The sequence below is a fragment of the Hoeflea algicola genome (assembly GCF_026619415.1).
Lineage (GTDB): Bacteria > Pseudomonadota > Alphaproteobacteria > Rhizobiales > Rhizobiaceae > Hoeflea > Hoeflea algicola.
This window is the reverse complement of record NZ_JAOVZR010000001.1, coordinates 3,428,069-3,444,077: the sequence shown is the minus strand read 5'-3', so window position 1 is coordinate 3,444,077 and position 16,009 is coordinate 3,428,069. Positions and strand designations below refer to the sequence as shown.

12 protein-coding genes and 1 tRNA gene are annotated in these 16,009 nt (G+C 55.7%); 6 read left to right on the top strand and 7 right to left on the bottom strand.

All coding sequences use genetic code 11. The annotated features are described in order from the left end of the window. Positions 1–847: 847 nt before the first annotated feature. The 4 genes from OEG84_RS16815 to OEG84_RS16800 form a co-directional block, all read right to left on the bottom strand. Positions 848–1,471 carry a ribonuclease D gene (locus tag OEG84_RS16815; RefSeq protein WP_267654818.1) on the bottom strand — a complete coding sequence of 208 codons (624 nt, stop codon included), beginning with the start codon at positions 1,469–1,471 and terminating at the stop codon, positions 848–850. A gap of 233 nt (positions 1,472–1,704) precedes the next feature. Next, positions 1,705–2,697, bottom strand: a complete 993-nt coding sequence (locus OEG84_RS16810; RefSeq protein WP_267654817.1) for a BMP family lipoprotein — start codon at positions 2,695–2,697, stop codon at positions 1,705–1,707. A 210-nt stretch (positions 2,698–2,907) separates the two neighbouring features. Next, on the bottom strand, positions 2,908–3,558 hold the full coding sequence (gene msrA, locus OEG84_RS16805; protein WP_267654816.1) for a peptide-methionine (S)-S-oxide reductase MsrA: 651 nt from the start codon (positions 3,556–3,558) through the stop codon (positions 2,908–2,910). Positions 3,559–3,669: 111 nt separating this feature from the next. Further along, positions 3,670–3,987 carry a hypothetical protein gene (locus OEG84_RS16800; RefSeq protein ID WP_267654815.1) on the bottom strand — a complete coding sequence of 106 codons (318 nt, stop codon included), beginning with the start codon at positions 3,985–3,987 and terminating at the stop codon, positions 3,670–3,672. Positions 3,988–4,276: 289 nt separating this feature from the next. Between OEG84_RS16800 and OEG84_RS16795 the strand changes: the two genes are divergently transcribed. Together OEG84_RS16795 and OEG84_RS16790 are read left to right on the top strand one after the other, a co-directional pair. Further along, positions 4,277–4,366 (top strand) — tRNA-Ser (locus OEG84_RS16795). A 90-nt stretch (positions 4,367–4,456) separates the two neighbouring features. Then, entirely contained in the window at positions 4,457–6,313 is a 1,857-nt protein-coding gene (locus OEG84_RS16790) for a site-specific integrase (RefSeq protein WP_267654814.1), read from the top strand. A 108-nt stretch (positions 6,314–6,421) separates the two neighbouring features. Here OEG84_RS16790 and OEG84_RS16785 read toward each other — a convergent pair whose 3' ends face one another. After that, positions 6,422–7,582: a hypothetical protein gene (locus OEG84_RS16785; RefSeq protein WP_267654813.1), complete on the bottom strand. Its 1,161-nt coding sequence runs from the start codon at positions 7,580–7,582 to the stop codon at positions 6,422–6,424. A gap of 1,399 nt (positions 7,583–8,981) precedes the next feature. On the opposite strand from OEG84_RS16785, the gene OEG84_RS16780 reads away from it, so the two are divergent. The 3 genes from OEG84_RS16780 (at position 8,982) to OEG84_RS16770 (ending at position 12,090) form a co-directional block, all read left to right on the top strand. Continuing rightward, positions 8,982–9,998 carry an ABC transporter substrate-binding protein gene (locus tag OEG84_RS16780; protein WP_267654812.1) on the top strand — a complete coding sequence of 339 codons (1,017 nt, stop codon included), beginning with the start codon at positions 8,982–8,984 and terminating at the stop codon, positions 9,996–9,998. A 387-nt stretch (positions 9,999–10,385) separates the two neighbouring features. After that, positions 10,386–11,159: an acetoacetate decarboxylase family protein gene (locus OEG84_RS16775; protein WP_267654811.1), complete on the top strand. Its 774-nt coding sequence runs from the start codon at positions 10,386–10,388 to the stop codon at positions 11,157–11,159. 130 nt (positions 11,160–11,289) lie between these two features. Then, entirely contained in the window at positions 11,290–12,090 is an 801-nt protein-coding gene (locus OEG84_RS16770) for an SDR family NAD(P)-dependent oxidoreductase (protein ID WP_267654810.1), read from the top strand. A gap of 302 nt (positions 12,091–12,392) precedes the next feature. Here OEG84_RS16770 and tnpC read toward each other — a convergent pair whose 3' ends face one another. Together tnpC and OEG84_RS16760 are read right to left on the bottom strand one after the other, a co-directional pair. Continuing rightward, positions 12,393–13,670: an IS66 family transposase gene (gene tnpC, locus OEG84_RS16765; RefSeq protein WP_267651873.1), complete on the bottom strand. Its 1,278-nt coding sequence runs from the start codon at positions 13,668–13,670 to the stop codon at positions 12,393–12,395. 328 nt (positions 13,671–13,998) lie between these two features. After that, positions 13,999–14,265 (bottom strand): hypothetical protein, encoded by a 267-nt coding sequence (locus tag OEG84_RS16760; protein ID WP_267654809.1) that lies wholly within the window; start codon positions 14,263–14,265, stop codon positions 13,999–14,001. 801 nt (positions 14,266–15,066) lie between these two features. On the opposite strand from OEG84_RS16760, the gene OEG84_RS16755 reads away from it, so the two are divergent. Further along, positions 15,067–15,972, top strand: coding sequence for a hypothetical protein (locus OEG84_RS16755; RefSeq protein ID WP_267654808.1), 906 nt, complete (start codon positions 15,067–15,069; stop codon positions 15,970–15,972). Positions 15,973–16,009 lie beyond the last annotated feature (37 nt).

The following is a 16,009-nucleotide window of genomic DNA, read 5'->3' as shown; positions in this document are numbered from 1 at the left end:
TGGCTCCGACCATAGGATCCATTCCGCAATCTCTCCGATTACCGCCATGCGCTGATGGAACACGGTATGGATCCCCGGCTCGGGGGCCGAGGAAGACGAAGCATAAAAATGCCACCCTCTCCCCACCGTCATCCCGGACTTGATCCGGGATCCAGCAGCGCCCGCTTCTGCGGGCGCGAGAAGCCTTTTGTCAAAAAACCAAGATATGGCAATGGTTTCCCGGCTCGCCGACGCTCGCCTGCTGGATCCCGGATCAAGTCCGGTATGACGATGCCGCAGGGCAGTGACGAACAAACACCCCACCATTTCATCCACACCCCCGCATTCCCATGCCAGACTCATGCCACTCCCGCTGCCGGATGGATCGCGAACGCTTCGAGCCAGGCGGGAGGAATGCCTTTCGGGTTTGGCGGTAACGTGCCGGAAAACTCTTGAGGAGGCGGCGACCAATCGCGGCTCCGCTGGCAGCCCGGCCTCCCTTGCGGGATCAACGGGCCAAGCCAGCCACCGGGCCGGCCTCGCATCGCTGTCTTGCCTTCGGGCGGGATCAGGGATGGGACACCGGTCCGGGCCTGTGGCGGATTTCTGGTTGATTGACCGGAAAGACGTGCCGGACAGCGATTTTTGGGTCCTTGCCCTCGGCCTTCGTCCAGGCCATCTGGCAAGGGCAGGAAACCGTCTGTCGGATGCGGACATCATCCGGCTAAATTCGGGCCGCGCGCGGGTTGCGCCACCCTTCACTTACTTTCCGTAAGGCAAAGCCCGCGTGCGGCCCTCCGGAATGCCATGCTCACACCCCGGCGAATTTTTCGCGCGGCGCTGCTTTCGCATGCCTCAGCGTTCCCCGTCAGCTATGGGCAAAAATGTCGGTTTCGTCCCAGCCCAACAGATCGAGCTTGGCGCGGGTCGGCAGAAATTCGAAACAGGCCCTGGCATGGGCTTCGCGCCCATCACGCACCAGCCGTTCGGTGAGTTTTTCGGTCAGCGCATGCAGATGCAGCACATCCGACGCCGCATAATCGAGTTGTGCTTGTGTCAACGTCTCAGCGGCCCAGTCAGAGGATTGCTGCTGTTTGGACAGATCGATGCCGAGCAACTCCTTGGTCGCGTCCTTGAGGCCGTGGCGGTCGGTATAGGTGCGTGTCAGCCGAGAGGCTATCTTGGTGCAGAACACCGGCTCGGCGGTCACCCCGAAGGTGTTGAACAGCACGGCGATGTCAAACCGGCCGTAATGAAACAGCTTGCGCCGTGTCGGATCGGCCAGAAGAGCTTGCAGATTGGGCGCGCTGGTCTGGCCGCGGGAAATCTGGACCACGTCAGCCGATCCGTCGCCGGGCGAGAGTTGCACCACGCATAGTCGGTCGCGGCGCGGCACCAGCCCCAGCGTTTCGGTGTCGATGGCGATGTCGCCGGTATAGCGCGCCATTGCATCAGCGGAGAGATCGCCCTTGTGGGTGCGGATTTCGGCCATTGGTGAAGATCCCTGTTGTTTTTTACCGCGCCGGGCATCCCATTTGGACGCGTGAGAGACGCAGTATCAGCATTCAATCAACGCATGTCCGTTATCGATCGGATACGCCAATACGGCGCGACATGCATCTGGCGGGCTATAGCCCGGGCGGGTGCGACCGCGCAACAAAACGGCCGGGCAAAGGCCCGGCCGGATCAATTTTCACAACCCGGCGCGGACGCCGGGGCCTTGCCTCAATAAGGGCAGGCGTTGTCGTCATTGTAGTTGTGGACTTCGATCTTGCCGGAGATGATGTCGGCCTTGGCGGATTCAACCGCTGCCTTCATCTCGTCATCGACCAGCGGCGCATTGTTGTCGTCCATGGCGTAATCGACACCACCTTCGGCCAGGCCGAGGAATTCCATCCCGGTGGTGAACTTGTCGTTCTTGACGTCAGCAAAGCCATTGTAGACGGCAACATCGACGCGCTTGAGCATCGAGGTGAGGATCTTGCCGGGCTGCAGGCCGTTCTGGTTGGAATCAACCCCGATGCCGAGCTTGCCCGCATCAGCAGCAGCCTGCATGACACCGATGCCGGTGCCGCCGGCAGCCGCGTAGATCACGTCAGAGCCCTGGTCCATCTGCGACTTGGCGATCTCGCCACCCTTGACCGGATCATTCCAGGCATCCGGGGTCGTACCGGTCATGGCTTCAAGCACCTTGGCGTCGGGATTGGTGGCCATAACGCCGCCCTTGTAGCCGCAGGCAAAATTGCGGATCAACGGGATATCCATGCCGCCGACGAAACTCACCGTGCCGGTCTCGGACGCCTTGGCGGCCATCACACCGACCAGATAGGAGCCTTCGTGCTCCTTGTAGAGAACCGAGCGGACATTGGGCAGATCGACCACCGAATCGATGATGATGAAGCTGGTGTCAGGATATTCCGCGGCAACCTTTTCCAGCGTTGCCGACCAAGAAAATCCGGGAACGACGATCGGGTTGTTGCCGTCGCGCGCAAAGCGGCGCAAGGCCTGCTCACGCTGGGCGTCGTTGGAAATCTCGAAATCCCGGTATTCGACACCGGTTTCTTCCTTGAATTTCTCGGCGCCATTATAGGCGGCCTCATTGAAGGATTTGTCGAACTTGCCGCCAAGGTCGTAGATGATGGCCGGCTTGATGTCGGCGGCCAAGGCGGAAGCCGACATGGCGGCCAGTGCGACGAGGCTCAAAAGCGTGCGTTTCATGATATGCAGCCCTGTAGGTTACTTGTTGATCTTTGTGGGTCCTCCCGCATGCCTCAACCTGAGACAGACCTGCGGAATTGCCGGCCACGTTGGGCCGGAAGCCCTCACCTTGCATGGCTTCTGGGAGAAATACAACGCCGATTTTCCGCCTTAAAGACAAGAATGCGGCTGACTTTACGTCACTTTTGCGGCTATCGCCGGCTTACGGCGTCAACCGGTAGGAAAGCGCACACCGGTCGGCTTGAGACCACTCTGGCCGCCGGGATTCTTGGCCAGATATTGCTGGTGATGGGCTTCGGCATAGTAGAATTCCGGCGCCGGTTCGATCCCCGTGGTGATCTTGCCGCCATGCCCTGCCGCCACAAGCGCTGCCTGGTAATTCGTGCGTGCAACTTCGGCCTCCGCCACCTGGGCCGCGTCAACCGTATGGATCACCGAGCGAAAGAAGGTTCCCACATCGCTGCCCTGGCGCATGCCCTGGGTGGGATCATGGTTTTCGAAGAATACCATGAGCAAGTCCCGGTAGCCGATGATATCCGGATCAAAGACTACCAGCACGGTCTGGGCGTGGCCGGTCAGGCCGGTGACGACTTCCTGGTAGGTCGGGTTTGGCGTATAACCGCCGGCATAGCCGGCCGCGGTAACGAATACGCCGGGAAGCTTCCAGAACAACCGCTCGGCGCCCCAGAACTTGCCCATGCCGAACCGCGCGATCTGCAGGCCATCGGCAAACGGGCCCTTGAGCGCAGCGCCGCCAACAGCATGGGTGGGCGCAGTCTCAATAGCTTCGGGCCGGCCCGGAAGCGCCTGCGCTGGCTCGGGCAGAACGGTCTTGCGGTTGAACATGTCGATTAAAAACATGGCGTCACCCTTGATGAAACAGTGGGGCGGGTCCTGCCCCACTGGTGCGCCGGAGCTGTGAGCTGGCCGTGGCAGATCACGCCCGGCGCCCGCGCAGATACGGCAAGAACCTCACACCGCAAATCGCCCGGCGGCCTTGGGCCTGCGGTAACCGATGAGATAGAAAATCAGCGACAGGGCCAGAAACACGGCGAATGCCGGCTGCCCCAGAACCCAGAGCGCTGCCGGATCCCAGGCCCAGCCCGGAAGCCGGTCGGCAAACAGATCGCTCAACAGCGCCAGCGTATCCGGGCTGGTTGCGGTCCAGGCCTCCAGCAACGGGGTAAGCACCGGGCGATTGGCGGCCACCGACTGGATCGCGTCGACCAAACCGGCGATCACCGCGACCACCAGGAGCAACAAGCTCAAAACCCGGGCGACAAACCGCATCTCTTCCTCCGCTCCCAAACAATCTCAAGCGCTGGATTCAACCAGCGCATCCCTGACATAGAGGCGCAAAAACAATCATGCAATGGCCGCGTTTGCGCCGCTCGCGGGCGGCGCGTCGACAATGTATTGCCAATCGCGCAAATAGCGGTTGCCAAGCAAGGCGTCTTGACTATAGTGCCGCCCGATCCGGACCGGATATTTGCAGTGCGTCGCAGCACTGTTTCCGGGCTGCGGCGACCGCCCCAAAAGCGGCCGGCATGGCCGGGTTTTCGTCCGATACCGGATATGCGGAGAGGTGGCCGAGTGGTCGAAGGCGCACGCCTGGAAAGTGTGTAGGCGGGTGACCGTCTCGAGGGTTCGAATCCCTCTCTCTCCGCCAGCCCCTCCGGGCACCAAAAGCGGACATTCCCAAGTTTTTGATAGATAAGGTTTTTTTGAGACTGGCCGCCCAGAACAAGGGCTTTTGCCAATGTCAGAAAGTCAATTTGTATCGTTGCCTGTATCGTCGGGGGTATCATCCCAAAACGCGGAAATTATTTCCGCAAATCAGCCCAAGACACGTCGCCCTCGCTCCTCACCCGGTCTTTACCTGATCAAAACGGGTTCGGCCTATATGTTTCAGATGCGACTGCCCAAAGCGATCGCCGGTGAGGTCAAGCGGCCTATCCGGGTTGGCCTCGGTGTCATCCCGAAACCTCAGGCCCGCAAGATTGCCGACAAGCTGGCCGCGATCGCACGTGAAAAGTTTGAACGGATCGAGATTGCCATGTCCAAGGCGAACAACGATGAGAACGATTTCTGGCCATTGATGGAAGACATGTTGGGCGGCGATGTTGATGGCCTCGATGAGGAAGCCAAAGGCAAGCGCGCTTGGCAAGCTGTGACCATGAGCCTCAAGTCGGCACTTTACGACATCACCAGTCCTCCTCCTCCGTCAACAGCCGAAGAGGAAGGCAATTTTGCAATGATGCGCGGGCTTGTGCAGATTGCACAGGAAAAGGCGCGCAAGGATGCGGGTGAAGATTACAACAAGGCACTTGGCGATAACGCCGAATTGCTCGCAAGGCGTTTGGTCGAGAGAGCAAAGGACGATCCAGTGTCGCTTCTCATGCCCCCACTTGGAGGCGGCTCAATAGGCAAGGGCAAGATCAGCGCACGGGCCGGACTCGTCAATGCGAAGGTAAAAACGGAGGTCGACAAGGATCGGCGATTTGTTGAACGTGAGCCATCCGACAAACCGTTGTTCAGCATTGCTGCTAGCGAATATCTTGCGCAACGGGTCACGGCCATGGGAGAGGCCAGCGGCGACATCAAGACTGCCGAGATGCGTCTGAACATATTCGTGGAGCTGATTGGCGATCACCCGATCGATCGCTACACGCCGACCGATCTTCAGGCTTTCATCAATTTGATGCAGTTCTGGCCGAGCAAACATAATGATAAACCGTCTCACCTGTCAGCTAGAGAGATCATCGACAGCAATCGGGATTTCAGCAAGAAATCGATTGCGAAGAACACGCTGCAGAATGGTTTCATGGGTGTCATCAAGCCGGTCTTCAGCAATGCAGCCACGCAACATGATTTCGACAACCCAGTGAAAAATGTTGCGCTTAAATACCCCAAGGCTGCCCGGGATGCGGTTTCCGCAGAGCCGTTGTCAGCGAAGAAGCTGACGCAGCTTTTCCGCACGGGCGTTCAATCGCCGTATATCGACGATGTCATGATGCCTCTGCTTGGTTTGCTGACCAGCCGCCGTCTGGGTCTGCTCACGCATCTAGTGGGGACCGACATCACGGAGAAGTTCGACGGAATCTGGGTAGCAGAAGTGGAAGGGATTGCGATGGTCGGAGGTAAGTGGGTCCGACGACCAATCAAGACGACAGAAAGCGGCCGGTATTTTGTACTTCACAATTTTCTGGTCGAGATCGGCTATGTCGAGTGGGCCCGAAAGCAGGGCGACAACTTCCTGTTTCCACAGCTTATGCAACTTGCTAATCCCGCGAAAAATGCGTCGAAATACATGAGACGTCTTTTTGACAAGGCAGGCATCAAAGATTCGCCAGGCGAACGCTTTCATTCTCTGCGCGGTGACTACATTAGCCAGGCACGTGAGGACAAGAAGATCGGCGAGCGTGAACGGCGAATGCAGGCAGGGCATGCGCTCGGCGGCGACGATCACAACAAGTACGGATGGAAAACCCTGACTGAGTCCGAAGCCGAGATGTTCGCTACTTTGCCGCTCAATCCAAAGATTGATTTTTCGATGTTCCGAGACCTGGATTTTGATCAGCTAGCAAAAACGCGGCGGCGGCCCGAAGACCTATAGCAGATGCCTGATCGGAAAGGCCAAAGCCCCGCTGGGGAATTCAGCGGGGCTTTGGTAGGTGTTTGGGGCAGGAATTGAGCGGCGTAACCGCCGAACTCGTGCCCCCTGTTATCGCGACATGCGTACTTCAGCGGGTGCCTTGTTGACCGCCATAAGGTTGTCGAGTGTTGCATCCAATTCGGCATATGAAATGCTTGGTGTGGTCTCATCAGCGTCGGTTTCCTTATCGACCACAATTTGATCATTTTTCGTGACGTCGTTGTCAGCTTTTGCGACATCCAAGACGGGAGCAGTGGCCGGTTTTGGGCTGACAACATATGGTTCGCCATGGACTGCGAAACGTAGCGCCGGGTGTGCCACTTCGATCACCCATTTTTCCATTTCATCGCGGTGAGGCCACGAGCCAGCGCCACCCAAACGGTATAGGCTGTGCTGGACTGCACCCCAACCTGTCTCAACGACCAATCTTTCATGTTCAAGATTGGCTTTCGGCATACGCTCAACCGGCACCAAAGGAGCCACAACGTCTTTGAAAAGATCGGATGCATGGCGTGCATTGATTTCGAGATCAGCTGCCAGCGTCCTCATGACGATCCGCTTTCCGCTTTCGTGATGCGCAACAGCTTCTTCCAGCCCAGCCAAGACAGCGGCGGTCAATCGATGAAACTCCGCGATGCTCGATTTGAGCTTGGCAGCGGCCATTTTCTGTAGCCCTGCTCTACCGCCCACTTGCGTTAGGTCGATATCCTCTGCAGCCTCATCCTTTTTGCCGCCAATCAACGCCTTGATTTCCGCAGGCTTGAGGCTCTTGCCTTCATCATACAGATCGAGAACGGATTCAATCTGATCCGGCTCTGCTTTTGCAAGCTCGATAAGTGCGGTCGACGCGACGGCGTGCTTCTCAAGCCGTTTACGGTGATCAGCAAGCCGTTCATGCACGGAAATGAAATTCCAGGCTGAACGTACGGTATAGCCGCAATGTTCCTTCAGCCAGCGACCGAAGCGTTTTTCCGGTTGCACGGATTTTGCTTCAGCCAGGCACTCGCCCAGTTCAAATACCTGGCCGGTCGACTTGCGATGCAGCGAGACGACCCGTTCTACGATTTCAGCCAAGCGTGCTTGGACGTCAGGTGAAAGTGGTTCTTCATTTTCCCTGGGTGCCCGCGCAGCGGCCACCTTCTCCTTCGTGACACGGTTGTTTTCCGCCCGAGTTTTTTTGGTCTGCTTTACAGCGGCTGCGCGCTGTATTTTCCTGTCTATAGATGCCATCTTTATCTCCCTGTATTGTTAATCTACGCATAAGCAGGCTTTACTATTATATAGTATATCTTTCAATATTACAAGTTTATTATTCTATTGATAAATACATCTTCATAATTGAAATAGAATTCAAGGCTATATTTATGCATTCTTAGATTGATTCTATATTTACATCTCCGCGTTATATGACTTCCCCCACGAGGCTCGAAAGGCATACTGAATGCGCGTCCCAAAAAGGGGCAATCTACATTTCGAGGCAATTCTCAATTGCGGCACGAGCCTGCATCACATGGTTGCCAATGATAGGTTTGACGAAATTGAGCGTGGTGGACGGCCCTCTGGGAGCTTACGGCCCAGAGCGATCGGGTAGCCCAATATTAGATGCGGCGCTGCAGCTATGCGCCTGGGGCGGGACTCTCCGGCATTGATGCAGCGACCCAATCGGTCATGATTGGGGCCGCTTCGGAGGTCTTGAGTGATTTTTATTTCAGAGGGCAAATGACCGGAACAGGGCCGCGACCTGTCAGGCAATTTGTTGGAGCGAAGTCGGGAAAGCAGTCGTTCCGCGTTCACTGGCGCGGTGTCACTCACGGCCCTTAGCTGCCCTTCGATTGGTCCCCAACTAACGGCTGCATTGCGCCCCCACTTCAGCCGTTTAAGTAGCCTTGGCAAATGCCTGTAAGCGGACCTTCTCGTCTGCTCGCTACCAGGTCCAATAGAGGTGGAGAACGCCGCCGGAAAGCTAGAGCGGCTGCAACCTTGACTCACCAGCGCTTAACGATTGCAGGCCCTCAGCGGTAGTCGTCCATAGATTCCTCAAACTGCTCCCCGGCCAGCGCGCTAAAGTGCCTTAATGCGCCTTGGAGGGGGTAGAAGGTTGCCCCACTGCGGTGGAGGAAGTGGCCCTCAAGGACCGAGATGCGGACACCACCCAATCCTTGATAGCCTCGTCGGCAATGCGCGTGAGCACGATTAAATCGTCCTCTAGAAGACGGCGCTCCACCACTAGGCTTGTGAAAAGTTCACTCAGAGCAAAAATCGTACAGAACGACAATCTCGAGGCGCGGAGCATTTGGCCGTCGTCCGTGAACTCATCTGGGCAGGACGGGAATTCGGTCCGAACCTTCCATCGTGCTTGAACGGTTGGCCTGTAGCTGGTGTTCTGACAAGTTTTGCGGATCCATAGTTTCCACCAGGATGCAGGATCACATCACTGATCGTAAGTTTTTCTTTAGCGTCGGTTAATTATTATTAACTTGCGTAAGATATTTTTTTCTCGTCTAGTTGTGTTTAGTGCAAATTCATACAAGAGATTAATCTTAGAATATAGCTATAGAACAGTAGTAAAATAATAATAATAGCTACAAAATAAGATTTATATTCTCTTTACAATTAAGGGAGGAAAAATATGAGCCGGATCAAATTGGGAATCGTCATCTCAACTGTTGCTGCCATTGCACTCGGGTCAACACATGCGATAGCTGAAGAGCAGAAAGTCGTTCAGATACATGAGTACCCGGGCAGTATCATACACATTGTCGACTGGGTCATGCGTGACAAGGGGTTCTGCGCTAAGGAGGGGCTCGATTGCCAACCCGTCTACCTAGCAAGCGCTATATTGGCAATGCAAGCGGCGGCAACAGAGGGGGTGGATATCATCATCAGCTCTTTGGACGTGATGATGCAAGCGGTGGACAAGGGGTATGACCTCAAGATTATTGGTCCGGATCTCACCAACAACGTCTATTCACTGTCCGCTTCTGCCGAGGTCGCGGAGACGGTCGCGGGGAAATCCTACCCGGAGAACATGAAGTCGCTTGCCGGCAAACGTATCGGTGTCGTGGCACGCGGTGGTTCGCCTGAGATGATTGCGAGGGCTCTGTTGGCCGGGGCCGACATGCAGCCTGACGAAGCATTTTTCGTAGCGGTCGGCGGTCCGGCTACTGCGTATGCAGCTCTGGCTGCGAAGCAGGTCGATGCAATCGTGAGTTGGGATCCCGTTCCTGCACTTTGCGACGCGACCAAATCATGCGTTGTCTTTGCTGATCTCTCGCAGGGTGAGGGTCCTGCCGGTCTGCAGGCTATGAACGGCGGCTATGCTGCTTACTATGCCCCTGGCGAGTATGTGCAGGAAAACGCTGCTACCGTGGATGCCTTCGTCCGCGCGCATGAGCAAGCTGTCCAGTGGCTTCAGGACCCGAAGAACCTCAATGAAGTTAAGGAGATCGCCAGCCAACGGTTCAAACTCGGCGACGTCCCCAATCCCGAAGTCGTGTTCGACCAACTTGTCCGGCGCACCATTCAGGGGTACGGCAGTCACTTTGATCGAAAGGCCGTCGATGGCTTTAACGACTTCCTGCTCGCCAACAAGTTGATCAGCGAGCCGTTGTCCGTAGACCGTATTGTATACGATAAGGCACCGTGACGCTTCGGGCGAGTTGTCTTGAGCCGCAGTGCGCAATGGCCTCGTCCCATATGGTGCATGGATATCGATCAATGATGTAGGCTGTTGCCTCTTTGCACTCACCATCGACTGGCTTGTCAGTCGATGGTCGAACGCGGCAAGCTTGATCCTCAGTCGCCAGTCAATGCAATTCCATCTATGGCTTTCTCGACAACGCAGCGAATTACTGCCTAACGCCGTTTTGACACGAGAAACCAATCTGGAGAAGCATCTAGCGCGGTCGCCTTTTTATATGAATTCCTATTCGGAAGTGAGTGGGGATGAGGCTTGGAGATCGACTAGATCAATCCGCAGCAAGAGAACGCATAAGTCCAAGCCTTCGTGACTAGTTTAGAATGGAGAAGACCGATGAGCAGAGAGAACTTGACAGATCGCTTTGATATGTTCCTGGGCACAGCAGCATATCCGGATCCGTTGAATCCATATTCCTCGAATGACTATCGTGGTATAGTTGCTGTATGTCGCACAGATGCTGATGTCGTGAAGCGAATTTTAAAAACAACTCCATTTGAATATGTTGACAATATATTTAATATTACATTTGGAGATTCTAGTAATTCTGTATTTCCTAATAGTCATCAAGTAGACATAGCAGGATACATGCATTGTAGGTTTACGGTGCCGGTTAGATATAAAGATATAGTAGGCGGATACACTTTTACATGGTTCGAAAATCACTTCGCTGCGGTGTGTGCAGGACGCGAGGTTTGGGGGTATCCAAAGAAGTTGATGTCCTCCACCTATGAAGAGACGGATGAGTCAGCCGTTGCTACTTGTGTTGTAGGGGGCAATGAACTCATCACATTAGCTTTTGATTTTAAGAGCAAACCGATTGAGAATCTTCCGGAAGTTAAGCTAAACCCGCATTTGATGATTCATACCGTCGCAAATCCAGAAGGACCAGGTATTCTGGAGAAGCGGATTCTATCGCGTGACCCATCTCCAGATAATAAACCGAAATTCAAGCGCACCGGCAATGTTACTGTCGCCCTGCGTGGCAATCGGTCCAACCCGCTCGATGCGCTGTTACCGATTGAGGTGCTAGGTGGCTTTTACAGTCAAGGCATGCATGTAAGTAGTGATGAGCATGGTTGGGCAAAGATCATAGATCAGCTCAAGTAAACGCTGCCGATGAAGCGACAGCTCAGTTCGCACCGGTTGTGTCGTGGCTGGGCGACGCCTCCTTGGCATTCAAACCAGGCGCCGCCGACTTTTACCCCAAATACCGACGAATTTTCTTCAGGAGAACGCGATGAATAAGTTTGACGGACAGGTGGCTGTGATCACCGGCGGCGCTTCCGGTATCGGCCTAGCTGTAGCTGAGGCGCTAGCCAAGGAAGGTGCGGCGATCGCGATTCTTGATGTCAACGCTGCATCGATTTCTGATGCGCTGGCCACGCTTTCGTTACCCGTCGAGCGTGCCCGCGGATACACGGTTGACGTCACGTGCGAAGACGAAGTGCTAGATGCATTTAGCCAAATCGATGCAACGTTCGGGCGCCTCGATATACTGGTTGGTGCGGCAGGGATCATCGGGCGCGGCTCGCTGGAGGAGACTGAGAGCGAACAGTGGAGGCGAGTTCTCGACGTCGACCTCAGCGGGATCTACATGACCGCCCGCGCAGCGCTTCCGGCGCTCAAGCGCGCGGGAGGTGGAGCGATTGTGAACATTGCGTCGATCGCGGGCATTCGGGCTGTTTCCCCACAGGTCAACGTTGCATACGCCGCCGCGAAAGGCGGCGTCATCAGCTTGACGGAGCAGATGGCCGCTGAGCTTGCTGCATACGGCATCCGAGTCAATGCGGTCTCGCCTGGTTTCGTCGAGACTCCGATGAGCCGTGAGCAGCGCTCGATCGGTGCCCACCACGGCTGGACCAGACGCATACCGCTGCGTCGTTATGCGCAGCCGTCGGAAATCGCTGAGGTCTGCTTGTTCCTCGCGTCCTCGCAGGCCAGTTATGTCACGGGTACCAATCTCGTCGTCGACGGCGGTCTGACTGTTGTGTTGACGTCTGATACGATACCCGCACTGGCTGTTGAGGCGAATCCTTAGGGAGCAACCGCATGACCTCGGTTGTTGTCACCGGCACCACGAACACGTAGCGCCTGAAGATGTTATATTACTATACGGATATTGAACTTAACCATCATTTTAATATTGTTAGGCGATGATGTCCGCTGCAATTGCCTTGGCTGACCTGATGGCGAGCGCAATGGTTGTAGCGGGTATGGATTCCGCCAGTCTTTGAGTTTTCCAAAGATGTTCTCGATCTTGTGGTGGCTAGTGCCCATAGTTAGTTAACATGCATGTAATTACCCACCCCCGAATTCGTGATTTCCGGTTCTTCTACCGGCCTATGCCAGGACGGATGCGATGACCTGGAAGGGGTTTGCGCCTTTGAGGCGGGCGGTGTCGATGGTCGTGCGTACATCCGCCTCGGCTTGGGCGGCCCACATGGCGCGATATCCGTTTGTCACCTTTCGCTGAATGACCCATGGACGGAGCTTTCGCTCAGATGTGTTGTTGGTGACATCGACTTCTCCGGGATAGTCGCAAAACGTCAGCAGCTGATCGCGGGCCCGCCCGATCTTGGCCTGGAGCTTTTGGGCCAGGTCGCACGAAGTCGGGGCGCATAGAAGCCCGGCAAGCTGTTTATCGAATTTGCGCTTCTTGCTTGCGACGGTAGACGCAGCGAATGTGCTTATGGCTCTGGCGAAATCAAACACACGGCCAAACCAAAGCTGGAAGCGAAGAGGGAGATCATCCTCGCCATGTTCCAGCGCAAAGGCTGTATCACGCGCCAAATGTGCAAGGCAGGTTTGATGTCGATGGCCGTGAGATTGCTGGGCTGAATACCGATCAGATATCCATACCTCGGGGACATGGCCGCCCATGGTCTCGTGAACGACCCGTGCTGCACGGGAGTAATCGGGCTGGTGGACAACAGCATCCTTGCAATGAAAAACCCAGTGTTGGGCATTTGTGCCCTCGATACGCACACCGGTTTCGTCGCTGGCGACAACGCGGGCGGCTCGAAGGCTGGCCTTGGCGGCCTGTGCTGTGGCCTGGAAGCTCGGACGGGAGCGGGAAAACATGTTCATGATCGCGCCCTCGCTCACATTAAGGCCGAAGATATCCATGAACACACCGCTCAGGCGTTCGTAAGACAATGCATGGAAACTCTTGAGGTAGATCGCCAGCGCGTGAATGCCTGGCCCGAACGGCGTTGCGGTTGCCACGGCAGGTGCGGTGGCTTTTGTTGTCGTGCCGCATTGCGGGCAATGACAGGAAAAACGCCGATGCCGGGTGACATGAGGACGGATCGCAGGAATATCGATCTCGTCATAGGCCCCGGCCAGCACCATCGTATCATCACCGGAAAACGCATGGCCGCATCTCTTGCAGGCGGTCGGTTCATGATCGCGAAACATGTCGGCAAAATCCGCCAGCACCCTATTGTGGGGTTCATGCCCGGGCTTGGCTCCACCCGGTCGTGAGTTGACGCGTTTCTCTTTCTTGTCCGTCGAGGGCGGCTTGGAAGACGTCCGAGAATCCTTGGAAGGCCGTTGGAGCCGAAGCACCATCTCGATCAATTCGTCCTTGCTCAGCTGCTGCAAATCAGTCCGATCCATATCATCATGGATTCAGACATTGTGGTGCATGGCAAGGGGGTGGGTAATTACACATGCATCTAGGCCCCACCTGCATTGAAACAGGAACGAATGAATGTCCGCTTAGGTCAACTGTCGTCAGTTAGCGGCCAGTTCCCTCCCTACCCCATTTAGGCCATTCGTTCCCAGCGTAGTGAACGGCAGCTTCCCGCCCTCTTAGGACCTCGGTGCAGAGTGCAGCGAATGACTGCTTGCAGGAGCTGGGACCAAGAAAGCGAACGGCCGCGCTGAGGGCGCAAAACTGTCACCCAATAAGTGGGTGGAGGACGTCAGTTGATCACTACGCGACTTATTTCCTGAACGGGACCACGTTTGATCCACCGTTAGCGAAAACCATGGCACCTTCGTTTCGAATCGTGGTGACAGCCTCTTCGAAAGCGGCTCTGTCGTCGTCAAACAAATCATCCCAGACGATTGATGTTCCGTCGTCGATCACAACTTCCAGCGTCCACCCAATTCCACCTTCAAGCTTGTAGATGTCTATCTTAAAGGGAACGCCGTCTTCGACAATCCGCCGCGACATGCCTGAAATGATCAGGTTTGGTTCCCGGTCCATGATGGCACCTCTGTTGTATCGACGTTCAGATAGTATGCGCTCTGACGACCATTGCCAATGTCTGTAACAGGTCGGTCCGCAGCTGGACGAGGCACCGCCGCCGTGGGGTCGAAATCGGCTATTCAGCGATTGCGACTATCAGTTTCTCAGGAGCGCAGTCAGGAAGAGGTCAGCCTGATCACAGACACAATTACCAACCGCCGATCGGAAAGGCAGCTGCAAGAAAATCCTGTCCGTCTTGGAACTACTTTAAGCGTTTCAGCCGACAAGAGAGCCGCATAACATGCTAGTTGCGTAGTTGTTCTTTGGCTGGTCTTTCAAGACGCCCGCGTCATCTGTTAACCACTCCGGAGCTCTGTTCCGGATACGTTCTTTTTTGTCTTGCCGGACAAGCAACTCCGGACTATTTATCGTTTGTCGCCAGAAACTGAATTTCTGCAGTGACTTAACGGCCCCCGCCGATGCGTCAACATCGAACGAGGGCCTGACCCGCAACCTTGGTAAGAAGGCATAAGGCTATGTTGACCTTTATCGTTATCTCCCCCGATGGGGAAGACCGATCCCACCCCTCTCCTGTTGAAGCCCGATCACGGCAACGCATTACGCGGGCTGGCGACCTATGGCGGTCACCTATCTCGTTCTCTCGTCGCTGATCGTTTCACTTCACTGCGATAGCGCCAGTTCCTCGCCGACATTAAAGCTCAGGCTTCCCCATCTTGGACAGCCAATGCGGAAATTATTTCCGCATACGAGCCTCTGAGGCTGCCTGGCTGCCGTCATCGCTCCCCACAGGAGATTTCCATGACCAAACTCAAGAAAACCACTGCACCCGTGTATGCGCATTCCGCCAATTCTCTGGAACTGAAGCAGCAGTTCGATGCGTTCATCAACGAACTCGTCGATCCCTCGCTGTCGGTAGACGCCATTGCACAAGCACTATCTGGCGGTATTGATGCCCTTGCCGCTGTGCTTCGTCCACTGCCTGCAATTGAAGGCAGGCTCATCGAACTCGGCATCGCTGCAGTTGCCAGGTGCAATACGGACCTGAAGGTCCTCACGCAGAACCTGCGGTTACCAGTTTCGCCAACTGCGCTGCAAATCGTCGAGATGAATCACGCCGAGAATTTCAGGGCGTTAACGTTCGATTCCGACATGGGCGGCCGCAAGACATATACGCCGGACTTTGTCATTCTCAATCAACGCACGAATACGGCGCACGTGGTCGATGCGAAACGCAGTGTCTACACATATGACCGCGTTCGGCTTGTTGATCTACAGAACCGCATGAAAGCGGCGGGTCTTTCGTTGCCAGACTTCCTCTACAAGGAACATCAACGCCTGAACGTCAAGGAAGTCAGGATCGTTATCCTGACTGCTGACAGTCGGAAGACGGACCTGAACGGCGGTATCTGGCATCTCTCGCAGCTGGACCACCTGGTTCAAGTTGAAGGTGCTGGCGCAGCGATCGCATCTTTGCAGGCAGAGTTTCGCTCTCGTGTTGACGAACACTGGAAACAGGCATGCGCGGCTTTCGCCCAGGCCTGTCATTCGCCGATAGCACCCCCGGGCAAGTCCGAGGGCACGTTCTATGAGGTGGAGACTGATGACGAGGATAATCAGTCTTCTGACGAAGCCGACGTCATGGACGTCAGCGGCAATGCGCAGCTGATCAAACTGGGCTTTGCTCAAGCGCCTACCCGTCACTGACGGACGCCTGCCTCCACTCACTCATCAACTTTTTTGT

Bases quoted from the DNA above. Each gene is read 5' to 3' on its own strand.
- OEG84_RS16790 (WP_267654814.1), top strand. From the start codon at position 4,457: ATGTCAGAAAGTCAATTTGTATCGTTGCCTGTATCGTCGGGGGTATCA.
- OEG84_RS16760 (WP_267654809.1), bottom strand. From the start codon at position 14,265: ATGGACCGGGAACCAAACCTGATCATTTCAGGCATGTCGCGGCGGATT.
- OEG84_RS16770 (WP_267654810.1), top strand. From the start codon at position 11,290: ATGAATAAGTTTGACGGACAGGTGGCTGTGATCACCGGCGGCGCTTCC.
- OEG84_RS16755 (WP_267654808.1), top strand. From the start codon at position 15,067: ATGACCAAACTCAAGAAAACCACTGCACCCGTGTATGCGCATTCCGCC.
- OEG84_RS16775 (WP_267654811.1), top strand. From the start codon at position 10,386: ATGAGCAGAGAGAACTTGACAGATCGCTTTGATATGTTCCTGGGCACA.
- msrA (WP_267654816.1), bottom strand. From the start codon at position 3,558: ATGTTTTTAATCGACATGTTCAACCGCAAGACCGTTCTGCCCGAGCCA.
- OEG84_RS16800 (WP_267654815.1), bottom strand. From the start codon at position 3,987: ATGCGGTTTGTCGCCCGGGTTTTGAGCTTGTTGCTCCTGGTGGTCGCG.
- OEG84_RS16815 (WP_267654818.1), bottom strand. From the start codon at position 1,471: ATGGCCGAAATCCGCACCCACAAGGGCGATCTCTCCGCTGATGCAATG.
- tnpC (WP_267651873.1), bottom strand. From the start codon at position 13,670: ATGGATCGGACTGATTTGCAGCAGCTGAGCAAGGACGAATTGATCGAG.
- OEG84_RS16810 (WP_267654817.1), bottom strand. From the start codon at position 2,697: ATGAAACGCACGCTTTTGAGCCTCGTCGCACTGGCCGCCATGTCGGCT.
- OEG84_RS16785 (WP_267654813.1), bottom strand. From the start codon at position 7,582: ATGGCATCTATAGACAGGAAAATACAGCGCGCAGCCGCTGTAAAGCAG.
- OEG84_RS16780 (WP_267654812.1), top strand. From the start codon at position 8,982: ATGAGCCGGATCAAATTGGGAATCGTCATCTCAACTGTTGCTGCCATT.